General features: G+C 35.1%; 24 protein-coding genes. 9 read left to right on the top strand and 15 right to left on the bottom strand.

Translation table 11 applies throughout. The annotated features are described in order from the left end of the window. Nucleotides 1–7 precede the first annotated feature (7 nt). A complete protein-coding gene (locus tag LC076_RS14820) occupies nt 8–619 on the bottom strand; it encodes a flavodoxin family protein (RefSeq protein ID WP_226669882.1) in 612 nt (203 codons plus the stop codon). Between the two features lie 373 nt (nt 620–992). Here LC076_RS14820 and LC076_RS14815 point away from each other — a divergent pair, with 373 nt between their 5' ends. From LC076_RS14815 to LC076_RS14790, 6 genes are all read left to right on the top strand, one after another. Next, nucleotides 993–1,964, top strand: a complete 972-nt coding sequence (locus tag LC076_RS14815; protein ID WP_319005532.1) for an ABC transporter ATP-binding protein — start codon at nt 993–995, stop codon at nt 1,962–1,964. 4 nt (nt 1,965–1,968) lie between these two features. Beyond that, nucleotides 1,969–2,619: an ABC transporter permease gene (locus tag LC076_RS14810; RefSeq protein ID WP_226670000.1), complete on the top strand. Its 651-nt coding sequence runs from the start codon at nt 1,969–1,971 to the stop codon at nt 2,617–2,619. A gap of 14 nt (nt 2,620–2,633) precedes the next feature. Beyond that, nucleotides 2,634–3,551 carry a glycine betaine ABC transporter substrate-binding protein gene (locus LC076_RS14805; RefSeq protein WP_226669881.1) on the top strand — a complete coding sequence of 306 codons (918 nt, stop codon included), beginning with the start codon at nt 2,634–2,636 and terminating at the stop codon, nt 3,549–3,551. 131 nt (nt 3,552–3,682) lie between these two features. Continuing rightward, the gene (locus LC076_RS14800) at nt 3,683–4,435 is read left to right on the top strand and encodes a uracil-DNA glycosylase family protein (protein ID WP_413465994.1); all 753 of its coding nucleotides are present in this window, start codon (nt 3,683–3,685) and stop codon (nt 4,433–4,435) included. Between the two features lie 689 nt (nt 4,436–5,124). Next, nucleotides 5,125–5,433: a hypothetical protein gene (locus LC076_RS14795; RefSeq protein WP_226669879.1), complete on the top strand. Its 309-nt coding sequence runs from the start codon at nt 5,125–5,127 to the stop codon at nt 5,431–5,433. Between the two features lie 137 nt (nt 5,434–5,570). Then, nucleotides 5,571–5,873, top strand: a complete 303-nt coding sequence (locus LC076_RS14790; protein WP_226669878.1) for a DUF5634 family protein — start codon at nt 5,571–5,573, stop codon at nt 5,871–5,873. Between the two features lie 248 nt (nt 5,874–6,121). On the opposite strand, the gene LC076_RS14785 is transcribed toward LC076_RS14790, so the two are convergent. From LC076_RS14785 to kynU, 6 genes are all read right to left on the bottom strand, one after another. Continuing rightward, a complete protein-coding gene (locus LC076_RS14785) occupies nt 6,122–7,039 on the bottom strand; it encodes an aldo/keto reductase (RefSeq protein ID WP_226669877.1) in 918 nt (305 codons plus the stop codon). Between the two features lie 209 nt (nt 7,040–7,248). Then, entirely contained in the window at nt 7,249–8,208 is a 960-nt protein-coding gene (locus LC076_RS14780; RefSeq protein ID WP_226669876.1) for a calcium/sodium antiporter, read from the bottom strand. Between the two features lie 1,042 nt (nt 8,209–9,250). Then, on the bottom strand, nt 9,251–10,600 hold the full coding sequence (locus tag LC076_RS14775; RefSeq protein ID WP_226669875.1) for a sodium-dependent transporter: 1,350 nt from the start codon (nt 10,598–10,600) through the stop codon (nt 9,251–9,253). A gap of 109 nt (nt 10,601–10,709) precedes the next feature. Beyond that, on the bottom strand, nt 10,710–11,561 hold the full coding sequence (gene kynA / locus LC076_RS14770) for a tryptophan 2,3-dioxygenase (RefSeq protein WP_226669874.1): 852 nt from the start codon (nt 11,559–11,561) through the stop codon (nt 10,710–10,712). A 45-nt stretch (nt 11,562–11,606) separates the two neighbouring features. Continuing rightward, nucleotides 11,607–12,236 carry an arylformamidase gene (gene kynB / locus LC076_RS14765; protein WP_226669873.1) on the bottom strand — a complete coding sequence of 210 codons (630 nt, stop codon included), beginning with the start codon at nt 12,234–12,236 and terminating at the stop codon, nt 11,607–11,609. 3 nt (nt 12,237–12,239) lie between these two features. Further along, on the bottom strand, nt 12,240–13,520 hold the full coding sequence (gene kynU / locus LC076_RS14760; protein WP_226669872.1) for a kynureninase: 1,281 nt from the start codon (nt 13,518–13,520) through the stop codon (nt 12,240–12,242). Nucleotides 13,521–13,725: 205 nt separating this feature from the next. Here kynU and LC076_RS14755 point away from each other — a divergent pair, with 205 nt between their 5' ends. Then, nucleotides 13,726–14,343 (top strand): TetR/AcrR family transcriptional regulator, encoded by a 618-nt coding sequence (locus LC076_RS14755; protein WP_226669871.1) that lies wholly within the window; start codon nt 13,726–13,728, stop codon nt 14,341–14,343. A gap of 147 nt (nt 14,344–14,490) precedes the next feature. On the opposite strand, the gene LC076_RS14750 is transcribed toward LC076_RS14755, so the two are convergent. The 6 genes from LC076_RS14750 to LC076_RS14725 all read right to left on the bottom strand — a co-directional run bounded on the left by LC076_RS14750 (nt 14,491) and on the right by LC076_RS14725 (nt 17,897). Next, nucleotides 14,491–15,015 carry a GNAT family N-acetyltransferase gene (locus tag LC076_RS14750; RefSeq protein ID WP_226669870.1) on the bottom strand — a complete coding sequence of 175 codons (525 nt, stop codon included), beginning with the start codon at nt 15,013–15,015 and terminating at the stop codon, nt 14,491–14,493. Between the two features lie 51 nt (nt 15,016–15,066). Then, complete coding sequence (locus LC076_RS14745; RefSeq protein ID WP_226669869.1) at nt 15,067–16,068, bottom strand: anti-sigma factor; 1,002 nt, start codon at nt 16,066–16,068, stop codon at nt 15,067–15,069. After that, nucleotides 16,052–16,597, bottom strand: a complete 546-nt coding sequence (locus LC076_RS14740) for a sigma-70 family RNA polymerase sigma factor (RefSeq protein WP_226669868.1) — start codon at nt 16,595–16,597, stop codon at nt 16,052–16,054. Before LC076_RS14740 ends, LC076_RS14745 begins: the two co-directional genes overlap by 17 nt. A gap of 415 nt (nt 16,598–17,012) precedes the next feature. Next, nucleotides 17,013–17,207 carry a YwbE family protein gene (locus LC076_RS14735; protein WP_226669867.1) on the bottom strand — a complete coding sequence of 65 codons (195 nt, stop codon included), beginning with the start codon at nt 17,205–17,207 and terminating at the stop codon, nt 17,013–17,015. Between the two features lie 38 nt (nt 17,208–17,245). After that, nucleotides 17,246–17,437: a hypothetical protein gene (locus LC076_RS14730; protein ID WP_226669866.1), complete on the bottom strand. Its 192-nt coding sequence runs from the start codon at nt 17,435–17,437 to the stop codon at nt 17,246–17,248. A gap of 259 nt (nt 17,438–17,696) precedes the next feature. Continuing rightward, nucleotides 17,697–17,897, bottom strand: a complete 201-nt coding sequence (locus tag LC076_RS14725; RefSeq protein WP_226669865.1) for a cold-shock protein — start codon at nt 17,895–17,897, stop codon at nt 17,697–17,699. A gap of 370 nt (nt 17,898–18,267) precedes the next feature. Here LC076_RS14725 and LC076_RS24185 point away from each other — a divergent pair, with 370 nt between their 5' ends. Beyond that, nucleotides 18,268–18,396: a hypothetical protein gene (locus LC076_RS24185; protein ID WP_264191564.1), complete on the top strand. Its 129-nt coding sequence runs from the start codon at nt 18,268–18,270 to the stop codon at nt 18,394–18,396. 65 nt (nt 18,397–18,461) lie between these two features. On the opposite strand, the gene LC076_RS14720 is transcribed toward LC076_RS24185, so the two are convergent. Beyond that, on the bottom strand, nt 18,462–19,442 hold the full coding sequence (locus tag LC076_RS14720) for an alpha/beta hydrolase (protein WP_226669864.1): 981 nt from the start codon (nt 19,440–19,442) through the stop codon (nt 18,462–18,464). 236 nt (nt 19,443–19,678) lie between these two features. On the opposite strand from LC076_RS14720, the gene LC076_RS14715 reads away from it, so the two are divergent. Then, complete coding sequence (locus LC076_RS14715; RefSeq protein ID WP_226669863.1) at nt 19,679–20,185, top strand: DUF421 domain-containing protein; 507 nt, start codon at nt 19,679–19,681, stop codon at nt 20,183–20,185. Between the two features lie 300 nt (nt 20,186–20,485). Here the strand turns inward: LC076_RS14715 and LC076_RS14710 are convergent, their stop codons facing one another. Continuing rightward, nucleotides 20,486–21,445 (bottom strand): hypothetical protein, encoded by a 960-nt coding sequence (locus LC076_RS14710; protein WP_226669862.1) that lies wholly within the window; start codon nt 21,443–21,445, stop codon nt 20,486–20,488. Nucleotides 21,446–21,904 lie beyond the last annotated feature (459 nt).

Below are 21,904 nucleotides of genomic sequence, written 5' to 3'. Positions count from 1 at the left end.
TCTATTTCTATAGCTTATTACCTTCTACAGGTATTGGATGTTCATCTAGAAGTCTAGCAAAATGGATCAAATTATAAGACATTGTTTTCGTGTTTTTCTTTGTGAAATCACTATCTTTTCCTTCTTCAATATATGAAGGACCTGGTCCAGCTTCTCCTACCCAGTAAGCATCTACATTTGGAGGGACAGTAAAGCCAATATGCTGCAATCCATATAAAATAGATTTAGCAGAATCTTTTGCTCCATCTTCATTACCTGTGACGATTGCTCCGCCTACCTTGTTATAAAAGATGGATTGTCCTTTTTCATTTTCTTCAGAGCTTGATGCATACAGTCGTTCCATAATCAACGTAGCAATACTACTTTTTTCTCCTAGCCAGATTGGTGTTCCAATCACAACGATATTCGCTTCTTTCACTTTTTCAAAAATAGCAGGCCACTCATCTCCATCACCCATGTCAGTATCCATTCCAAAAGCAATATTGTAATCAGCCATCCTTAATTCTTCTGACTCTACCCCTTCTTTTTTCAACCATTTTCTTGATTCGTCTATAAGTGCGCTCGTGTTCGATTCTTCTGTTCCTTTTTTTAATGATGTATTCAGATATAGTGCTTTCATTTAAATTCTCCTCTCTCTTTGTAAGCGTATTATTCATGTTTATAGGTTTACGTTCCTAAAAAAACAGGAATATTGTGTATAGATGTTCTATTCCACTTATCTTTCAATCTAAAACTTTTAAGAAAAAATACTTTATTAAAGTCTCTATTTTGAACTTTACTTTGGTCATTGATATGAATACATATGAAAATTTCTTAAGGAAGTTTGTTAGCGGTGAACTCTTGTAGATAAACGACCATGGATACTCCCTAAATACCCTCGAAAAAAGAGAGTGTTTTTTATAGAAACCTCGACAAAACCTAAAATATAATTACTATCGCTACTAAGATCATGTATCTAGTAAGCTTTCAGTTAGTGAAGAAAGGTGTACATAATGATTACGTTTAATTCTGTAACAAAAACTTTTGCAGAAAATATGATTGCTGTGAATGATGTTTCATTGACAATCGAAAAGGGTAAATTAGTTACGTTAATCGGTCCAAGTGGCTGTGGTAAAACAACAACAATGAAGATGATCAACAAGTTGATTCCAATCACATCAGGTACGATCACAATCGACGGTAAAGATATTTCCGAGGAGAATGATGTTGAGCTAAGGAGAAATATTGGCTATGTTATTCAACGCATCGGGCTACTTCCACATATGACAATCGAGGAAAATGTATCATTAGTTCCTAGATTGAAAGGTTGGAAAAAAGAAACCTATGAAAAAAGAGTAGACGAACTACTAGATTTAGTAGGACTCGAGCCAAATTTGTACAAAAAAAGATATCCATTAGAGCTAAGTGGTGGACAGCAGCAACGTGTTGGTGTCATAAGAGCATTAGCAGGTGAACCACCAATTATTTTGATGGACGAACCGTTCAGCGCCCTTGATCCAATTAGTCGTGAACAGCTTCAGGATGAATTAAAGTCGCTTCAGAAAAGCATTCAAAAAACCATCGTCTTTGTTACTCATGACATGGATGAAGCGTTAAAGGTTGCTGACGAAATCGTTGTTATGAAGGATGGAGGCATCCAACAAATCGCTTCACCTCAAAGCTTAATTCAACATCCTGCGAATGATTTTGTTCGATCTTTTATCGGTGAGGAACGAGTTAATCGAGCTTCGAGAAATAAAGAAGAACGTTTAGCTTCATCTATTATGAAATCTCTAATTCAAGGTAATGTACCTAAAGATTTTCCGGTACTATCACAAGATTCATCTTTACAAGAGGTCGCGCGTGTTATTCTGCTTAACAAATCAGATGGTGCCATCCTTTGTGATCAAACGGGGCAACCGAAAGGAATAATTGAAAAAAATCAATTACTCCATGAGCTTGCCGGTATTCCAGAGGGGGTGTGAAATGATGGATGCTATTTCTACATTTATCGATACAATCGTCACTAGACAAGATTTAATTTTAGAAAGTGCCATAGAACATTTATACATATCCTTTTTGGCCATTTTTATTGCTGTTGTCATCTCTTTACCTCTTGGAATTTATATTTCTAGGAAAAGAAAAGTAGCTGAGCTTTATATAGGAATAACAGCTGTTTTACAAACCATTCCAAGTCTTGCTCTTTTCGGGTTTCTTGTTCCACTTTTAGGAATTGGAACACCGACAGCTCTTGTTGCACTCATTGTTTATGCTTTACTACCGATTCTCCGAAATACATATACAGGCATTACTGGAGTAGATGAAGGAATTGTTGAAGCTGGAGAAGGTATGGGGATGACATCAAGACAAATTCTTTGGAAAATCCAATTACCACTTTCTCTTCCCTTTATGATGGCAGGCATTAGAACGGCTACAGTTTTAACCGTTGGGGTTGCTACACTTGCAACCTTTGTTGGAGCCGGTGGATTAGGTGATGTGATTTGGAGAGGACTTCAATCTTGGGACAACAGCCTTGTATTAGCAGGCGCAATTCCTGTTGCATTGCTTGCACTATTTTTCGATTTTATTTTAAAACTAGTTGAAAAGAAAGTAACACCTAAAGGAATTACATCCAAGTAAAGGAGCGTTTTAAATTGAAGAAAAAACTGAACATATTAGCAATCTTCACAGCATTTATGCTACTACTTACTGCGTGTGGAGAAGATTCAAGTGAAAGCGGAGCAGCATCAAAAGAACCTCTCGTTGTTTCCGGGAAAAATTGGACAGAGCAATATATCCTTTCAGAAGTATTAGCAGTTTATATTGAAGAAACGACTGACTATGAAGTTGATCTACAGGATGGCCTTGGTGAGGTAGCCATTTTAACACCAGCACTTGAAAATGAAGAAATTGATATGTATGTGGAATACACAGGCACAGGGCTAGAGGCTGTTTTGAAAGAACAAGCAGAACCTGGAGAATCCAGTGAAAGTATATTGAAGCGAGTAAGAAATGGTTATGAGGAAAAGTATAATGCAACATGGTTAGAGCCACTAGGGTTTGAAAATAACTACACACTAGCTTATTCAGAAGGTGCTGATTTTGAAGCAGAAACCTACTCTGAAATCGCAAAAATCTCAAAAGATCTTTCTTTTGGTGCACCTCACGCTTTTTATGAACGTGAAGGCGATGGATACGATGCTTTTTCAGAAGCATATGGTTTAGAATTCTCGAAAACGGATAGCTTTGATCCGAATGTTATGTATCAAGCATTAAAACGCGGAGATGTTGATGTGATTCCAGCTTTCACAACAGATGGAAGAATTGAACGTGATAACATCCAAACAACAACAGATGATCTTGGTTTCTTTCCACGATACGATGCAGCTATTGTCATTAGACAGGAAGTGTTAGAAAACTATCCTGAACTAGAGGAAACACTTAATGGTCTAGCAGGAAAGATTTCAGAAGAAGAAATGCAAAAAATGAATGCAAGAGTTGATATAGATGGAGAACAAGCTGAAGTTGTTGCAAGAGATTTCCTTACAGAAAAAGGATTAATAAACGAGTAATTGAGAAGAAGCCAATCATATTTCGATTGGCTTTATTCTTATTCCGACTATATATTTGAGACTTTTTTGTATACGAGATGGAAAATCCCCTAACACTAGTTGTGTTTTACCTTATCGAATGTATGAGGAGAATGAATGTGCAAGAAACTAAAATACAATCATTTTTATCACCTATCTTAACTTTAGATCCAACAAAGCCACTAACAAAAACAGATCTACTAACAGAAGAATTTCTAATTGAAAAAGAAGGCCAATTAAGAATGTATTATTCGCCTCACAATGAATATGTAAACACATCTGCTAAAGTTTTCATCATAGGCATTACCCCAGGCTGGGTGCAAATGAAAGAAGCATTCACACAATTATTAAAAAGCATAAATCTACAACACACAATGAAGCAAGCATTAAAAGAAGCAAAAGAAGCTGCCAGTTTTTCTGGAACTATGAGAAAAAATTTAATAGACATGCTTGATCAATGCTCAGTAAATGAGGTTAGTCAGACGAAAAGTACAATTTCACTATTCCATGAAAAACGCCATTTATTACATACAACATCAATCATTAAGTACCCTGTTTTTTATCAAAATAAAAATTATACCGGGCATAAGCCTAGTATCAAAAGCTCTCCATTATTATCTTCGTATGCTTTTCATGAATTTTCAAAAGAACTAGAGCAAATTCAGTCCCCTGCTCTGATCATTCCTCTTGGCAAAACGGTTGAACATATAATCAAAGAACTACTTTCTGAAGGTAAACATATACACCATACTTATTTACATGGATTTCCTCATCCATCTGGAGCAAATGGTCACCGAAAAAAGCAGTTTCTAGAGCGAAATCAAAAACTTACATCTCTTGTGAAAGATTGGTTGAAAAGAAATTAAGTAAAAAACTATGTAAAAAATGAAGTAGTACAATTTGGAATTCAAAAGTATCATTTGTACCCTTAATTGAATACTTTTTTTATATGAAATTATAGGCTATTTTGTTGAGCAAATTGTACTTAAATTGCACTTCTACATGTGGAAATTAAAGGTTTATTGACTTACTTTTAGTAAAATGTGTTAAAGAACTTTGTCCAACAAACGGGCAGTTAAGTAGAATAAGATCTGTTACAATTTGGATAATGGTGTTGTATATAAAAGAGTATGCTACGAAGCAAATCAGGAGGCAGTGCAATGCAGTTTTATGAAAGACCGCTCTAAGCATATTTATTTAACGAATTAAGTGCTGTTGACGAACACGACGGAGAACTCATTTATTTTTTTCAAAAGGGATATGTTACAGTCCTTGGTGAATTTGAACACGAGAAATATGGTGGGGGTACAGCTTGTATGATTTTCAACCAAGAAGACGTTATTTCTGTATCAAAAGAAATGTTGCGGTTTGTTGATGATAACCAATCGTGAAAAAGGTGAGATAAACTTAAGTTGTCTTATTCAATAAGCGGGTGCATTCCTAAATAGGGGATGCTTTTTCATGCCCATAAAAAGGAAATTAATGTTAAACTAAAGAGGCCAATTTGTGGAAGAAATAGCATGAAATTATCTAATGAGAAATGAGGTGACACTAAATGATAAGTGCTTCTACTTGGTTTGACCCATATGTTTTGGAAGTGCTTGAAGTTCCAATCGCTATCATTCTCGGGACTTTATTGGCGTGGATTACAGGAAAAGTGATAATAGGACCTATAATACATGTGATATTATCCATACTTTTTTATATTTGGGTGTGTGTTTATTTTTATTCATCTGATTCATCACAATTTTTTGCTATTCATATGAATGACTCTGAATCTTACATATTAGAATTATTTTTCATTGGGATTACTTGGGTATTATCATGGAGCTTGGTAAAAGCCAAAAAGGAAAAATTCAACTAACGGGGCGGGTGTTCAATAAGAACAGTCGATTTTTCACTACTCGTGCGATTAAAACTTTTGACAAAGGAACGGTTAATTCGCTGGTTTTCTGGCATATTAAGGATAGATACATTTTGGAAGAAAGGATTTGTTCATTGATGGAAATAAACAATAGAGAATCAGTTATTCATGAGTTACAACATTCCTTTTCGCCTCTTATGAATAAATATGGAATCGAAGATATTGGTGTTTTTGAAGAAGAAGGCCAAAAAGATCTTTATCATATCGGATACACAATTAGAAAAGATGGCAAATCATTTATGGTACATACTCCATACATCAAAAAAGAAGATGGTCACTTAGAACCTGGAAACCAAGAGTGGACGATTGAAACAGATGATCCAAACCATGAGGATGTTAGTGGATTTAAAGACTTAGATGAAGCATTACGTTCGATTTAACCTTCTCGTTTAATTTAAATAAGCTCTGTTAAACTTTGAGGTTGATTTCCGTTACAGGCATTCGCTTTCCGCGGGCAGTCCGGAAGCCTCCTCGGCGCAAGCGCCTGTGGGGTCTTCCTTCGACAAGCTTCTCCCGCAGGAGTCTCATGCCTTTCACTCCAATCAACAAAGTGCTAAAAATCAACCTTTATCTTTAACATAGCCTTTAAATAATACAAAAAAGGTTGGGATATCCCAACCTCTTTGTATTATTTCATCGCACTTGGATGTTGATCACTCACCAAGCTCAAATCTGCAGCTCTTGCATTCGCTTCAACCTGTTCGGGATTTTTACACCCTGGAATAACTGACGTGACTGCAGGATGTTGTAAGCACCAAGCTAAAGCCCAAGTGGCCATATTAACTCCTTCTGGTACTTCTTCTTGCTTGATTTTCTCGACTAAACGTAGCTTTTCATCGATAACCTCTTGCTGATGTTTTTTACGAACAACATCTTGAAAAGAAGCACCTGGATGATATTTGCCACTCAAAAACCCACTAGCTAATGGCACTCGAGCTAATACTCCTAAATCTTGTTGAATACAAGAAGGAAAAACCTCTTCCTCAGGAACTTGATCAAGACGGTTATAAACAACTTGAATTGCTTTGGCATTCACTTCACTAGCTTTGGATGTTTGATAGATATTATCGTTTGCTCCAATTGAGATTCCTAAGTTGCGAATTTTCCCTGCCTGTATTTGCTTATCAAGCATTGTCCATAAATCATCAGACTTAAAAACTTCATCAGATCCAGAATGAAATTGGTAAAGATCGATATAATCTGTTTTTAATGCTTTTAACGATTCATCTAACTGTACAAGAATATCATCCACATTCCATGACGCCTCTCTTTGGTCATGCCACTTATGCCCGAATTTAGAAGCGACTACCCAATCATCTCTATTATGTCGTGATAAATAATCACCAATAAATTTTTCTGACATATGATGTGGACCATAACATTCGGCCGTATCAATTAAATTAATTCCCAGATCTTTAGCATGTGAAAAAATCGCATCTACCTCTGATTGCGTAAAAACCTTTCCCCATTCGCCACCAAATTGCCATGTCCCAATACCAACAACAGAAACCCTTAAATCTGTTTTACCTAATCTTCTATATTTCATGATTTCACCTCATTTTTTTATGAAGAGCTTTGTTAAACAATGTGTGCATGCTTCATTCCACTACAGTGATTTACTTACTGTCCTATAGAGAATGTATCTTAAAAAAGACACGAGTAAGGCTCTTTCAATATTTCTTCCCTTTTTTTTTTCAAATCAACCTGAAAGTTCCTCGCTAAAAACGTAATTTAATATAACAGTTAAAGAATTCTTTAATTTCTCATAATGATATATGCCATATAAACGATATACGCAATAATGAGAAATACACCTTCACGTTTACCTATTCTAAAGCCAGTTCTTGAGAAAACTAGCAGAATAACCGTTATTATGATCATCAGGAAAACATCTATAAAAATTTTGCCATCAACAGCTAGTGGTGATACAACAGAAGCTGATCCTAACACAAACAAAATATTAAATATATTACTTCCGACTATATTACCAAGAGCAATTTCACTTTCTTTTTTAATTGCAGCTGTTATTGACGTGATTAACTCTGGAAGTGATGTTCCTATTGCAACGATTGTTAATCCTACCAAGGTTTCACTCATGCCAAAGGAAAAAGCAATCTTTGTTGCATGATCAACAACAATGTCGCCACCAAAGATGATCGCAGCGAGTCCTCCAATTGTAAAAAGAATATTCTTCGTACGTGAAGATACCGGAGAAGAATCTGCGGTTTCTTGCTTCACTTGATCTCGACTATGTCTTGCCACTTCAAGTATGTAATATAAAAAGATTGCAAAAAATAGTAATAAAATGAATCCATCACTTCTTGTAATGAAATTTTCATTTAATGATTGCAATGTCATATCACTTATTAATACAAATAAAACAGTGCTCGCCAATAACGTATAAGGAATTTCCTTGCGAATGGTTTCACTTTCTACTTTCAGCGGATTTAATAAAGCCGTGATCCCAACAACTAACGTGATATTAAAAATATTACTACCTACAACATTCCCTAGCGCTACTCCAGCATTCCCCTCTAGAGCAGCAATAATACTAACCGTTGCTTCAGGTGAACTTGTTCCAAAAGCAACAATCGTCAAACCAATCAACAAAGGAGACACATTTAATGAACGTGCAATACTTGATGCCCCTTCTACAAAATAATCTGCTCCCTTGATAAGTAAGGCAAGACCGACAATTAATAAAAGATAAGACAATTTTTATTCCCCCTTTTTTTTCAAATACTTAAAATTCTTATGTAAATACAATAATACACAGTATAACCCTGCTTAACTATTCAGAAACGGATCTACCCTTATGTAATTATATACTGTCTGCTTATATCCTTTATTATTGGATCTTTTCGGAAAATATGTGTGATTACTAGTGAAATAGTGTGAAGGTTTTTACTTTTTTCATAAATGGTTAAAAAACAATGTTTGCAAATCATCTTTCCTTCAACAAGCAACAAACCTACTGCAGAGTGACTTATTAGTAAATTCCCTATTCATTTATGACTTTAAACAGGTTTTTAATTCCGAACATCATTTTTATTTAAGGCTCTTTTCTGAAAGAATGTTGCTATGTAACCAAAATATGCTTTAAAAACAGTGTATTTATGCATAAAGATTCCTTACATATGAAGAAAAGATGCACTGGATTTCATACAAAGCAGATTTCTTGGTATTTAAAAGCAACAATGTTTGCGAAAACATCCTTATTTAATGAATTTAGAAATAAATCATATTTTAAAAATGTAGTTTAGCTTTTGTTTGATATACATAAGCTAAAAAGATGACAGAATTGCATTATAAGTAGCTTCAGAGTAAGTATTTTTCGTAGGTTTGCACATCGAATTCAAATATATCGGCGATTTTTCGAATTTATCGACGATTCTGCGGATTTATCTTCGATTTTTCGGATTTATCTTCGATTCTGCGAATTTATCAGCGATTAGACTATTTTCGACAAAAACCGCAAATCCACCAAACACACTCACCTCCCCAGCACACTTTCGTAGGTCTCTACATCGAAATCAATTTTATCGGCGATTTTTCGAATTTATTAGCGATTCTGCGGATTTATCAGCGATTTTCCAGATTTATCAGCGATTCTGCGGATTTATCAGCGATTCTGCGGATTTATCGTCGATTAGACTATTTTCGACAAAAACCGCAAACCCTCAAACCAAATTCACCTCCCAGGCACACAACACAACAAAAAAAGCACTTCCCCATAGTAGAGAAAGTGCCCAACATATTACCCTTTAATAATCCCAAGTGTACTTAAAAACACAACAATAATTGTAACTGGCACAACCCACTTCATCAAAAAGCTCCAAAGTGTGAACATCGCAGGTGATAATTTGTTGCTTAACGTAAATTCATCTTTCACAAGCTGTTTATTCATTTTGAATGAAATGAATACCGCGATTAGCAAACAGCCTAGTGGTAGCATGATATTACTGACGAGAAAGTCTGTTGCATTAAAAACAGTTTTCCCGAAAATTTCAAACTTCTGTAGTGTGCTGAAAGATAATGCAGCTGGAATGCCTGCGAAGAATACAACGATACCAGATATCCATGCTGCTTTTTTCCTTGAACGTTTTCCACTTTCGGTAAATGCAGATACGATAATTTCTAATAAGCTAAAGGAAGACGTTAATGTTGCAAACAGAAATAATAACAAGAATACACCTAAAAAGAATTCTCCAGCTGGAATTTGTGAAAACACTGCAGGTAACACCATAAATAATAAGCCTGGTCCTTGTTCTGGCTCAAAATCAAAAGCAAACACAACCGGAAAAATCGCAAGCCCTGCAAGAATTGAAACAAAGATATTCATGATAACAACAGAACCTGCTGATGATGGAATACTAACTTTTTTATCTAAATAAGAGCTATATGTGACCATACAAGAAAATCCAACAGCTAAAGCAAAGAAAGATTGCCCAAGTGCATACAGGATGGATTCACCAGTGATACTTGAGAAATCCGGTTTTAAGAAAAACTCAATACCTTCCATTGCACCTTCTAAAGTTAATGCTCTCACAACAAGAATCACAAAGAAGACAAATAGAAGCGGCATCATATATTTGCTTGCTTTTTCAATTCCATTTTTAATACCAATTGAAATAACGAGAATATTAATCAATAAAAATGCTGCTAAACCAAGTAATGTTGTCGTTGGTGTTGCCGTGATTTTACCAAATAAATCAGGATAGCTAACATCAGCTCCGATGACATTTCCACTTATCGCCATCATGCTATAAATTAAAACCCAGCCTCCAACAACGGCATAAAATGATAACAACAGAAAACAACCGATTACCCCTAATGGTCCTGTTATTGTCCAAAAGCTATTTGGCGCTAACTTGCGATAAGCTGAAACAGCTTCCTTTTGTGCACTACGTCCAATGATAAACTCAGAAATTAACATTGGAAGACCGATAAGAATCGTAAAAGCGATGAACATTAGTAAAAACGCTCCTCCACCACTCATACCTGTTACATATGGAAATTTCCATATTGCCCCGAGGCCAATCGCAGCGCCTGCTGAAGCCATTATGAATCCAAATTTAGATGACCATTGCTCTCTATTTTTACTCACTCGATCCATCCCCTTCTTACCTATCGTTTTGGTTTTGTAGATGCTTTTGAAACATGATACAAACACACATCTCTTATCAAAACGAATGTAATCTACTCTCTCTTATTCTTTATAATTCTGTTCGAATTGCCCATAACTCAGGGAAAAATCGTTGATCAAGCACTTTTTTCAAATATCCCACTCCTGAAGAACCACCAGTGCCCATTTTGAAGCCAATGACTCTTTCTACTGTTTTCATGTGTCGAAAGCGCCATTGCTGTAGCCAATCCTCAAGATCTATTAACTTTTCTGCTAATTCGTATAGCTCCCAGTACTTATCTGTGTTCCGATAAACTTCCATCCAAGCTAAACGTACAGATTCATGATCTTGATACGTTTTTGTTACATCTCGATTTAAGATTTCTTCATCAATATGTAATCCTGCTCGATGTAAAGCAGCAATGGCAACATCATATAAACTTTTTGCTTCAAAGGCTTGTGTTAGTGTTTTATGTAATTCAGGATCTTTTTGATAGATTTTTAAGACATGATCTGTTTTATAGCCAAGTGCAAATTCAATCATTCGATATTGATATGATTGAAATCCTGATGCTTGCCCTAAAGAATCACGGAATTCCATATATTCTGATGGTGTCATTGTTGAAAGAACATCCCAAGCTTGAATAATTTGAGATTGTGTTTTAGACACTCTTGCCAAACGTTTTTGTGCAGTTGACAACTCATCACTTTCAATCGACTTAATAGCCGCCTGTGTTTCATGAAGAATCAGCTTCATCCATAGTTCACTGACTTGGTGAATCACGATAAACAGCATTTCATCATGATGACCTGATAATCTATTTTGAGCAGATAATATTTTATCTAAATTTAAATACTCACCATATGTCATATTGTTTGTAAAGTCTGTATGAATATGTTTTTCTGAGCTAGTAGCGTTCACGTCTTGGTGTTTTTGATTCATCTTTTTTATCCTCCTCTAAAACTCTAGTAAAATCAATCTATTTGTTTACATTTGTCGAATCACTGCACGAACAGGACTTCCGTCACCTTCTTTAATTGGAAGTGGTAAAGCAATTAATTCATAGTCTCCCTCTTCAACGTGATCAACAACAATATTTTCTAAAATATGAATGTGATGCTGGTATAACGCATGATGTGTTTTCATATCCTTGCTATCTAACGGATCAACAGAAGGCACATCAACACCTAATAAGAAAACTCCTTTTTCTTTTAAGAATGGGGCAATATCTTCTGAAAGATAAGGAATTTCAGCTGGAAAAACAGTTGAATCACTATGTTTCACAGTTTTTAATAGTAATCTAGATACTCCCTCTAGATCAAAACGACTTAATACGTTGCAATCAATTTTGTTAAATGAAGATACATCAATTAATTTAGCGTGACCAACATATAAATTTATATCAAGATCAAGCACCTTTTCACCTTCATTATGAAAATGAAATGGGGCATCAATATGAGTTCCCGTGTGCAAGCTTGTTGTTATTTTTCCAATGTTCACAGATCCTGTCTGCTTCTTTGAAAATGCCGTATCATAGGTAAATGCTGTATCTCCAGGCCAATGGGCAATATCATTTGTTAAAGGCTGTGATATATCAATCCATTTATTTGTTGACATGTGCTATGCAACAACTCCTCGTTTATTTTCAAATTTCTTATATTTTTCTTCCTTCATAATACTCTTCAGAATTTGAACAGCTTGCCATACATCTTCGTAGGTGTTATATAAAGCAACTGGTGCTAAACGAATGCCGTTCGGTGTACGAAAGTCTGGAATCACTCCATCAGCTTTAAGTGCTTTGCAAATTCTAGCTGCTTCAGGATGCTCCAAATAGATATGCCCACCTCTTTTATGATCCTCAATAGGATTACGAATGTTCAAACCAAAACCATCTAATTCAGCTTTGATTAATTCCATAAAATAGTTTGTGAGCTTAAGAGATTTTTCACGAATGTTATCCATACCAACTTCATTGAACATCTCTAGTGCTCCGATAATTGGCGCCATACTGAAAATATTAGGTGTGCCTATTTGATAAGCACCCGAATCATCAGCTGCTGCTAATTCATGATTCATATCAAATTGTTTATCTTTTCTAGAACTAAACCATCCCGCAAGACCTGGCTCTGTTCCAAAATGTCGTTGATTTACATACAAACCCCCTGTTCCTCCTGGACCACCATTCAGATGCTTATAATTACACCAAAAAGCAAAATCAACATCCCATGCACTTAACTCATGAGTAATCGATCCGATGGAGTGACAAAGATCAAATCCTATCAATATATTTCGTTTATGAGCTTCTTTTGTTAACCTTTTCATATCTAACACTTGCCCGCTGCGATATAACACGCCTGGTAAGACGATTAGTGCAATATCATCTGTCATTGCAGCAATAATATCAGCTTCATTGAGTGTATGACCATCATCACTTCTCACCTCAACGAGATGCTCGTTAGGATCATACCCTTTTAATTTTAGTTGACTTTTTAGTGCGTAAATATCACTTGGAAAATTTAATTCATCTGCTAATATCTTTGTTTTATGATTCTCCGGCTTATAAAAGGTTGATACTAACTGATGAAGATTCACTGTTGTGGAACCGCTTACAATAACTTCGTTAGCATTTGCCCCTACAATAGGTGCCATCTGTTCCCCTAATTTCTCAGACAAATAAAACCACGGATGATCTCCACTTGTCCAACCATCAATTCCATATTTCTTCCATGAATCTAGTAAATCTAATAACGATTTTTCTGCTCTTTTTGAAAGAAGTCCTAGTGAATTTCCATCAAGGTAGATCCCATCTTCTTGGATATAAAATTCTTCACGATACTTTGCCAAAGAATCCTGTTTATCAAGCTTTTTGGCATATTCATTTGTGCTTTCAAAATCAACCATGACAACCAACCTTTCACCCTATTTTTCTATTATAATTAGTATATATCCATCGATGACATTAAGTCAATGACATTGTATCAACAAAATACATGATAAAATTTATCACATGATTCATATTGCTCTCAAAGTTGTCAGAACATTTATTACCTTGTAAACTAAAAGAACCTATAAAAAAGTTCGTTGTCATTTTGAAAGGAATGAAATCATGACAAATTCAATTGACAAGCTATCTCCTAGGAAGCAGCAAGCCTTGCAAACGAGGAAAAGGCTCCTAGAAGCAGGTAAAGAAGCATTTTTAGAAAACGGCTTCCAAAAAGCAACCATCGCTCAAATCATAAAAAAAGCGAATACCGGTTATGGGACAGCTTATGTTTATTTTAAAAATAAAGACGAGTTGTTCATGATTCTTATGGAAGATCTTATGAACAGATTTTATGAAGTGGCTGAAATGCCGTTTACACCTCGTACAAAGAAGGAAGCATTCGACCTTATTCAAAAACAGGTACACCTTTTTCTAACATTAGCTGTTGAAGAAAAAAACATGATGATTATTGTTAAAGAAGCAATTGGCATTTCACCTGAAATTGACCAAGCATGGTATAAAATTAGAGAACGGTTTATTACTCGAATTTCCATCGATATTAAATATGCACAAGAAAATTCCCTCGCAAAACCAAACTTAGATCCTTCTCTTGTTGCTAGAGGCTGGTTCTATTCCAATGAAATGTTTATGTGGGAACTTGTTCATAATGAAACCAACTATTCTATGGATGATATTATCCATAACTTAGTGAGCATATATGCGGGTGGGTTATATGAGTGAGAATTAAACTATAAGAACTACCAGATTTAGACGCTTGGGTAATATGAGTTACAAAAAATTAAGTATAATCATTTATAATGATCCATCTTAAAAAGAAGCAAGAGTCAATTAGACCCATGCTTCTTGTTCTTTTACCTTTTTGTTTCATTATCTCTTATCACTAGATTGAGTCCATCTATAACTAACAAACCATACATATTCTCCATTCATAATGAACGGCTCATCACTAATTTCTACAGATATAAAACCATTCTTCTCCAAAACCTTTTGAGAGCCAATATTATTAGTCGTAGTCTTTGCTCTTAGTTCATTTATACCTAGCTCACTCGCAACTTTCAATAACAGCATCAACGCATGACTTGCAATACCTCTTCCCGTATACTCCTTACCAATACGATATCCTAAGTAACCTGATTTTTTTGTTTTATCAAGATCGACAATATTTATTCGCCCACAAATTTGACCCTTCGAAGTTTTTATTAAGTAGAAATAAGATTGACCTTTGTCTTGTTCCACTAATAAGTCTTCATGCCTTTTCTGAAATACATCAAAATGATAATACTCATCTCCTCTAGTCGGTACCAGTTCTTCAAAAAACGTCCTATTTTTACGTTCAAATGCGAATAAATTTTGTGCATCTTTTAGATGTAATTTTTCAAGTGATATATTCATTTACGTAATCCTGTCTTTTTTAGTTTGATTATCCTACATTCCATTTCAAACCTATTCCCAATTCCAGTAATCCAATTCCCCAAGACTTACTCCCCTTATTTCTTTTACATCTTTCAGCTTCAAAAGCTCCTTTACAGGTCCAGTGACAACTGCTCCGTACACTTGAAATCCATTTTGTTTTAAATAGTCATAACGTTCTTGCAAGAAATATAATCCTAGGAAATTTTCATAATAACTTGTTGATTCATTTTTTAATAAACGCTCCATATTCGAAAGCATCATTTCTTTGTTTTCTTCAAGATATTGTTCATCAAGAAGCTGGATTTTACTTTCTGACATATAATCATTTTCTGTTTCTCTTCCACCTGTTAAACCATAGGTATCGAGGACCGATATAGATTCTCCCCCACCACCATAGCTTGAGGGTTCGAACGCTTTAAACTCTCCAGTGTATAAAGGGGCCCAAAGGATATCAAGATCATACGGTTTAAGAAGGTAAAGCAATTCCTCGGCTGTCATAAACTCTGATGTTGAAAAAGAGATCTCAGCAACTGTACCTTCATGAATTTTCTCCAAATTAGTCCATACACCGTTTGCACCTTCTGCTGTCAGTTTCTTACCTGTTTCAGGGTGTTCTGGTAAGAAGAATCGATACCCCTCTTCTTGTTGATTTTGATCAAAAGCAATCGATTTTGTTGAGAAAAGAGAAAAGAGCGTTTTATTTATGTGAATTTCTCCGACGATCTTATTTTCCTTTCCTACCATACGTGAAACAGGATAAGATATTTTCTGTGTTAAAAAGGGGGTAATTTCAGAATCAACAATTCCACCAAAGTCTTCATATAAATTTGGCACGGTCCAGTCTGTTGCTAATTTACTATAATACGTGTGTTTTCGATCTGACTGAAAATATGAATAACTTATATTAACTACCATCATATATATCCAAAACAAAAATAAGCACGCCAATATTACCCTGATTATTCTAACAGTTAATGTAAAGCGATATTTCACTAAAATTTTCTTTTCTTTATCCTTATTCCATTCTGTCATCTTTTTCACCCCACCCTTTTCTACTTGCTAATTCAGCCAATTTTTTTCTTGCACGATGAAGATTGACCTTCACTTGATTTTCCGTTAAATCTAACGCTTCTTGTATTTCGACATAACTAAAACTTTCATATTCTCTTAAATATAAAATACTTCGATATTGCTCAGGTAAATAACTTAGTAATCTTACTAAATCCTTATTTTCCTCCTCTTGAATTAGCTCTTCTTCCGGCATTCCATATGGACTGATCATGTCGTCTCCTTGAAGTAGCGTAGAAACGAAAGGAATCCACCTTCTTCTTTGACGTCGTCGCCATTCATCTAAATATGCATTTCTAGCAACCTTAAAAAGCCATCCCCGAACATCACCCTGATCATAAAACGATAATGAAACCGTTGCTCGAACAAATGTCTCCTGTGTCAAATCTTCTGCTAAATGACTAGATCCTGACATTTTAAGGAGGAAATAATAAAGGGGCTTTGCGTATTCTCTATACAACTGATCTAATTCATTTTTTCGACCAAAATCCATCCTTTTTCCCCTATTTTAATTTTTTAGTTAGGACTGTATTCGTAAATTTTGTTGCTTTTTTTCATCCTTGACGGAAACAACAATATATAAAGCGTAGTAGCATCTTTTCTTCTAGAATAGTACCTTTTATGCGATGAAAACACTGTTTCCAACGTAGAATTAAGTCAATTAGCAACAATCGTTCAGAAAAGAGCCATTGTTAGTAATAACACGTATGAAAAGAAAGAATGTTACAGTAAATATGTTTTTTCTTACATCTATTTTAAATGTAAATCTCTAGAAATGGAAAAAGACTGTGATGAGTTGACATACTATGGAGGAATTGAGGCTTCTTTTTATGATCCTACGCACATTATAAAAATTTATAGAAACAACCTAAAAAAAGAGCCCTTAATGGACTCTGCTTTATAAAAATTTAACTGATAATTTCCTTTACTCTTCCTACAGTTCCAGTTTCAAGCATTACTTTAATACCGTGGGGATGAGTAGGCGAGTTTGTCAGGATTTTGGAGACAATTCCTTCTGTTAATTTACCTGTTCGTTGATCTTGTTTTTGTACGACTTTTACTTTTATACCAATTTTAATATGGTCTCGTTTTGTTCCTGGCATGATCATGTTCTCCTTTTATTCATCTATAACTACTTCGATTAGTCTTTAGGCTTATCAAGAGCTTGATATGCTAGTTGATATTTTCCACCTTCAGCAACCTCTGCATGATAAAGTGCTTTAAGGGCGAAATTCTTCTCAAGATTATGTTCGTCTCTTAACTTGTTTAATTTTGTCTGCAGCTCTTGATTATCTTTTATTAATTGTCTCATTTGCGACTTTAAATATTTCATTACCGAAAATCTCCTAACATTAGTGAGATGGATTTCATTTATCATTTCAAGGTTTCCATTGTTAACCATTTTATCTTATCCACTATCGATTAACAAAAAAACCTGAGTAGTTTTCTGCATTGTAGCTTGTTATATGAGACTGACTAAAGTGACCTTTTGGCAAAACTGGATCCATTCTTATTTAGACAGTGTCTTCTGTTGATTATTTTTCCTCACAATAAAAAAAGGACTCTAAAAAGAGTCCTTTTTTATAAGCTAATTACGCTTTGTTAACGTTAGTAGCTTGAAGTCCACGTTGACCTTGCTCAGTGTCAAAAGTCACTTTTTGGCCTTCGTCAAGAGATTTAAATCCTTCGCCTTGGATAGCTGAGAAATGTACGAATACATCTTCTCCACCTGCAGTTTCGATGAAACCGAAACCTTTTTCTGCGTTAAACCATTTTACTGTACCTTCTTGCATGTGTGTTACCTCCTGGTGTAGATATAACCTACAAAAACATGTAGATTCTCTACAAAATATTACTATAATTGCTCAATTAGATATCAAAGGCGAAAAGTTTAAATACTCTTTCCCTACAGACCGAACAAAAATAATTCTTTTTAAGAATATCAGATAAAGCCGGATAAAGCAAATTTTTTCTATTTTTTGTGAAAATCCTCTGCCATTTCATGATAAATTAACTTTACATCAACAACTTTAAGATAGGGTTTGACAATTATTTCATACATATAAATGAACCGGTTATTCATTACTTTAAACATGTTATGTCATTTTCACTCCAATAATACACCTCTGTTGCTATAGTGATGACAAGAAAGGAGGAACTATGTTGAAACTGAACATCGATATTAATGAAAAATATGAAGAAACCTACGTGACCATTCATTCAAAGGTTTGGACAAAAGAAGTTTTCAAATGTATAGCAGAAGAAATGAACAATTCCATGAAAAAGCCCTAGATAAGTTTATTCAATATAAAATAGGCAACTTCCCTTAAAGGTAGTTGCCCATTTTATGTAGAATTTCACTCAATACCAGTAGTCTTTAAAAATGCCTTCAGCTTTTGTTGATACTTCATTTCATCTACTGTGTATGCTTCTGTATGACCTGCACCTGGAACAATCCAGAGATCTTTTTCACTTTTTGCAGCTGCGTAAAGTTCGTTTGCCATTGCTGTTGGAACAAGATCATCTTGATCACCATGAATAATGAATAGCGGCAAGTCATTTTTCTTTACTTGTTCTATTGCAGAGGCTTCGGTAAACGTGTAACCAGCTCGAACCTTTGTCACAGCACTTGTGATCTCCATAAGAGGAAATGCTGGTAAATTATACAAATACTTTAATTGATGAGTTAACTCTTCTTTAACAGATGTGTAACCACTGTCGGCAATGACTCCCTTTACTTCCGGCGGAAGATCTTCACCACTTGTCATAAGAACCGTTGCTGCTCCCATTGAAAATCCGTGAAGAAGAATTTGATTCTTACCTTTTTCATCTATTAAAAGCTTTATCCATTGCTCATAATCCTTACGATCATGCCATCCATAGCCAATGTAATTTCCTTCACTTTCACCATGTCCTCTTGCATTAGGCTTTAATACATCAAATCCCTGTTCATAATAAAACATGGTCACTCCAGGCATTTGCTCACTATTTCCTTTATATCCATGAGCAAGAATAACGGCTTTTCCATTAGGATTCTCATTTGCTAAATAATCAGCTTTAAGATTTAGTCCATCACCTGATTTCATTTCGATTGTTTCAAAGGTTTGCTTTTCTGTCCATTCCATGATTTCTGCCAATCTCTCCTGCTGTTGCTGTTCTTCTTCAACAGTTGTACTTGCAGTTTCTGCACGATCCTCACTGCCGCCATGTAGTTTAACAGATTCATGAGAACGATTAATTGCGACATTATAAAAATAATTACCTGCTCCAACAAGTAAAACCGAAATCAGTAAAAAAACGGTAATCAACACCCAAATAAGTTTTTTTCTCTTTTTCATATGTTAACTAACCCCTTTAACCCTATTTATCACAAAATCTCTATAACTATTTTACTAGTAACAAAAGGTCCTGTCACTTTGGATATATTTAGCTGAATTAAAGTCGGTTGTATCAGAGTTAGTTACTCACTCTAGAAATACGATAAAGCACTGAAAGATTAACACCACAAACACTGTTTAATTTCTATTCAAAAAAGGAATGATGAAAGTATAGGTTTTATGAAAGGGGAAGTAAGATGTTTTTTAGCAGTTTTGCTGATCTTTGGAGGATCATAGTTGTTGGTTTTTTTGCATATCTTTCTCTTATTCTTGTTTTGCGAATTGCCGGTAAGAGAACATTGTCAAAGATGAATGCTTTTGATCTTGTGGTTACAGTTGCACTTGGGTCAATCTTGGCTACCATTCTATTAAATAAGAAAGTTCCATTATTTGATGGCATCACAGCCTTTGCTACCTTATCCTTTTTACAATTTATTGTTGCCTGGCTTTCTACTAGATCAAAAACATTCAGCAAATTTGTTAAATCACAGCCACAGCTATTATACTTTAAAGGTGAATACCTCATACAATCAATGAAAAAAGAACGAATAACAGAAAATGAAATTCTTCAAGCTACCCGTTCTCAAGGTGTTTTATCAATGAAAGATGTCGAGGCAGTGGTTCTTGAATCAGATGGTAGCTTATCTATCCTTAAGAAAACACAAGAAGAAACGAAACTAACGCTGAGAAATGTACGTATGTAGGAACTAACGCAAGGTCAGTGTTTTGGTCAATACCCAAGCAACAGAAAAAGACCTCAACAAAGAAGAGGCTAGGACATAACGTAGTAAGTAATAAAAGTTCTGAACAACGTAAAAGCTTAGCGAATGAAATATTACCTAGACTCCTGCGGGATGCAAAGCAACGGCTTGCTAGCTTCCCTCAGAAATCGGAGTATATTTCAGGAGCGACGTAATTACACCTACAACCTTTGTTCTGTTTCTATTTTGCTAAAATACTTTTGACCCTGCCCCCCAATTGATTCGTAAATTACTATCAATATCCTAACTACTACAGCCGCCACCACAGCTAGAGCAGCTTGATCCACCGGAGTCTCCTCCTGAGTCAGATGAACTGCTACAGGAATAGCCGGAGCATGAAGCACCACCGCCAAAGTGGTGTTCCTTATTATATTCTGTTGGTAGAACCTCACTTATATGTTCCTGATAATGATCTTCTTCATAAATCGAATAAAACACAGCAGCACCAAGTGCCATATTGAAAATTTGCGAATCAGAAGCTGTGCTAGAGATCGTTGGTTTATCTTGACCAAGCTTCATTGAATCAGCTTGAGTTATTTCGTTCTTCATTTTAATAATCAACTGACGTTTAACATCAATCCAGCTGTCATCTTTTCGAAAATACCTCATAAGTAGTTCATCTTCGGACAACCTCTTAAAGTCATCGAGAATTTCTCGCTTAATTGGATGCTGAAGAAACCTTCCCCAGATTGCTTTACTGTTTGGTGTTAATTCAAATAAGCTTAAATAAACCCAATCAAAAAATGCCCTTTCACCTGGTATTGGTGTACTTTCCATATTTGGCATATGATGAAGTGTTTCTTTATAAAACCCCTTTGAAAATGTTTCATATTCTCTTGTGAACATAAGCATTTCGTGCCATATAACATCAACTCGTTCACTAAACATTGGTACTGATTTTAATAAACTATTCATAAAGAAATATCGTTTCAACTCAAAAAATACCCAATCAACCTCATGCTCTGGCCATTTAGAATGCTCTAACAACACACGGTTTTTCACATTTTCTTCATATGATTTTGATAAAGCTTTATTTAGATCCTGGACAATAGGAACACCACCGTCTATTTGCACGCCCAATTGCTCTGGAATAGGATCATTTCTTAAATTTCTTTTCCTGCCACCCTTTGGTTTCACCATGACTTGTGTTATAAAAATCATAAAGATGATAAAAACTGCAATTACAATAAGGGTTTCACCCATTATTTTTCCTCCCTTTTCACTAGTAGAAAATTACAATACTCTCACCTATTTTAACATTTACTACCACATAATTAACCTATGAAACTGCTTAACATGTTTATGTAAAAGAAATCTCTATAAATTTAGCGCAATCCTCATTAACGATAAGATCGTACCAACAGAGTACAGAGATAACGGGTTAAAAGTCATACCAAAGCCAATTAATTCAAATGCACCTGTAAAATATGTAACGTCTGGTCTATTAATGTATGCAGACTAATCGTAGCAGTTATATCGTTTGTTGCATATAAAAATTTCCAATTACGAGATGATCACACACTCACATCCCCGCATAAAAATTCGTATTGTCAAAACTTTTATATTAAAAAGTTAATAATTCCTTGATTTATAGGGCTTTAAATGCAAAAAACTTGCCACCCCCTGAATTTTAGGTTAAAAGTGAGGTTACCACACACACAC

Source organism: Metabacillus litoralis (assembly GCF_020524045.1).
Taxonomy (GTDB): domain Bacteria; phylum Bacillota; class Bacilli; order Bacillales; family Bacillaceae; genus Metabacillus; species Metabacillus litoralis_C.
The sequence above is the reverse complement of the archived record's forward strand: the minus strand, read 5'-3'. Positions and strand labels throughout refer to the sequence as shown.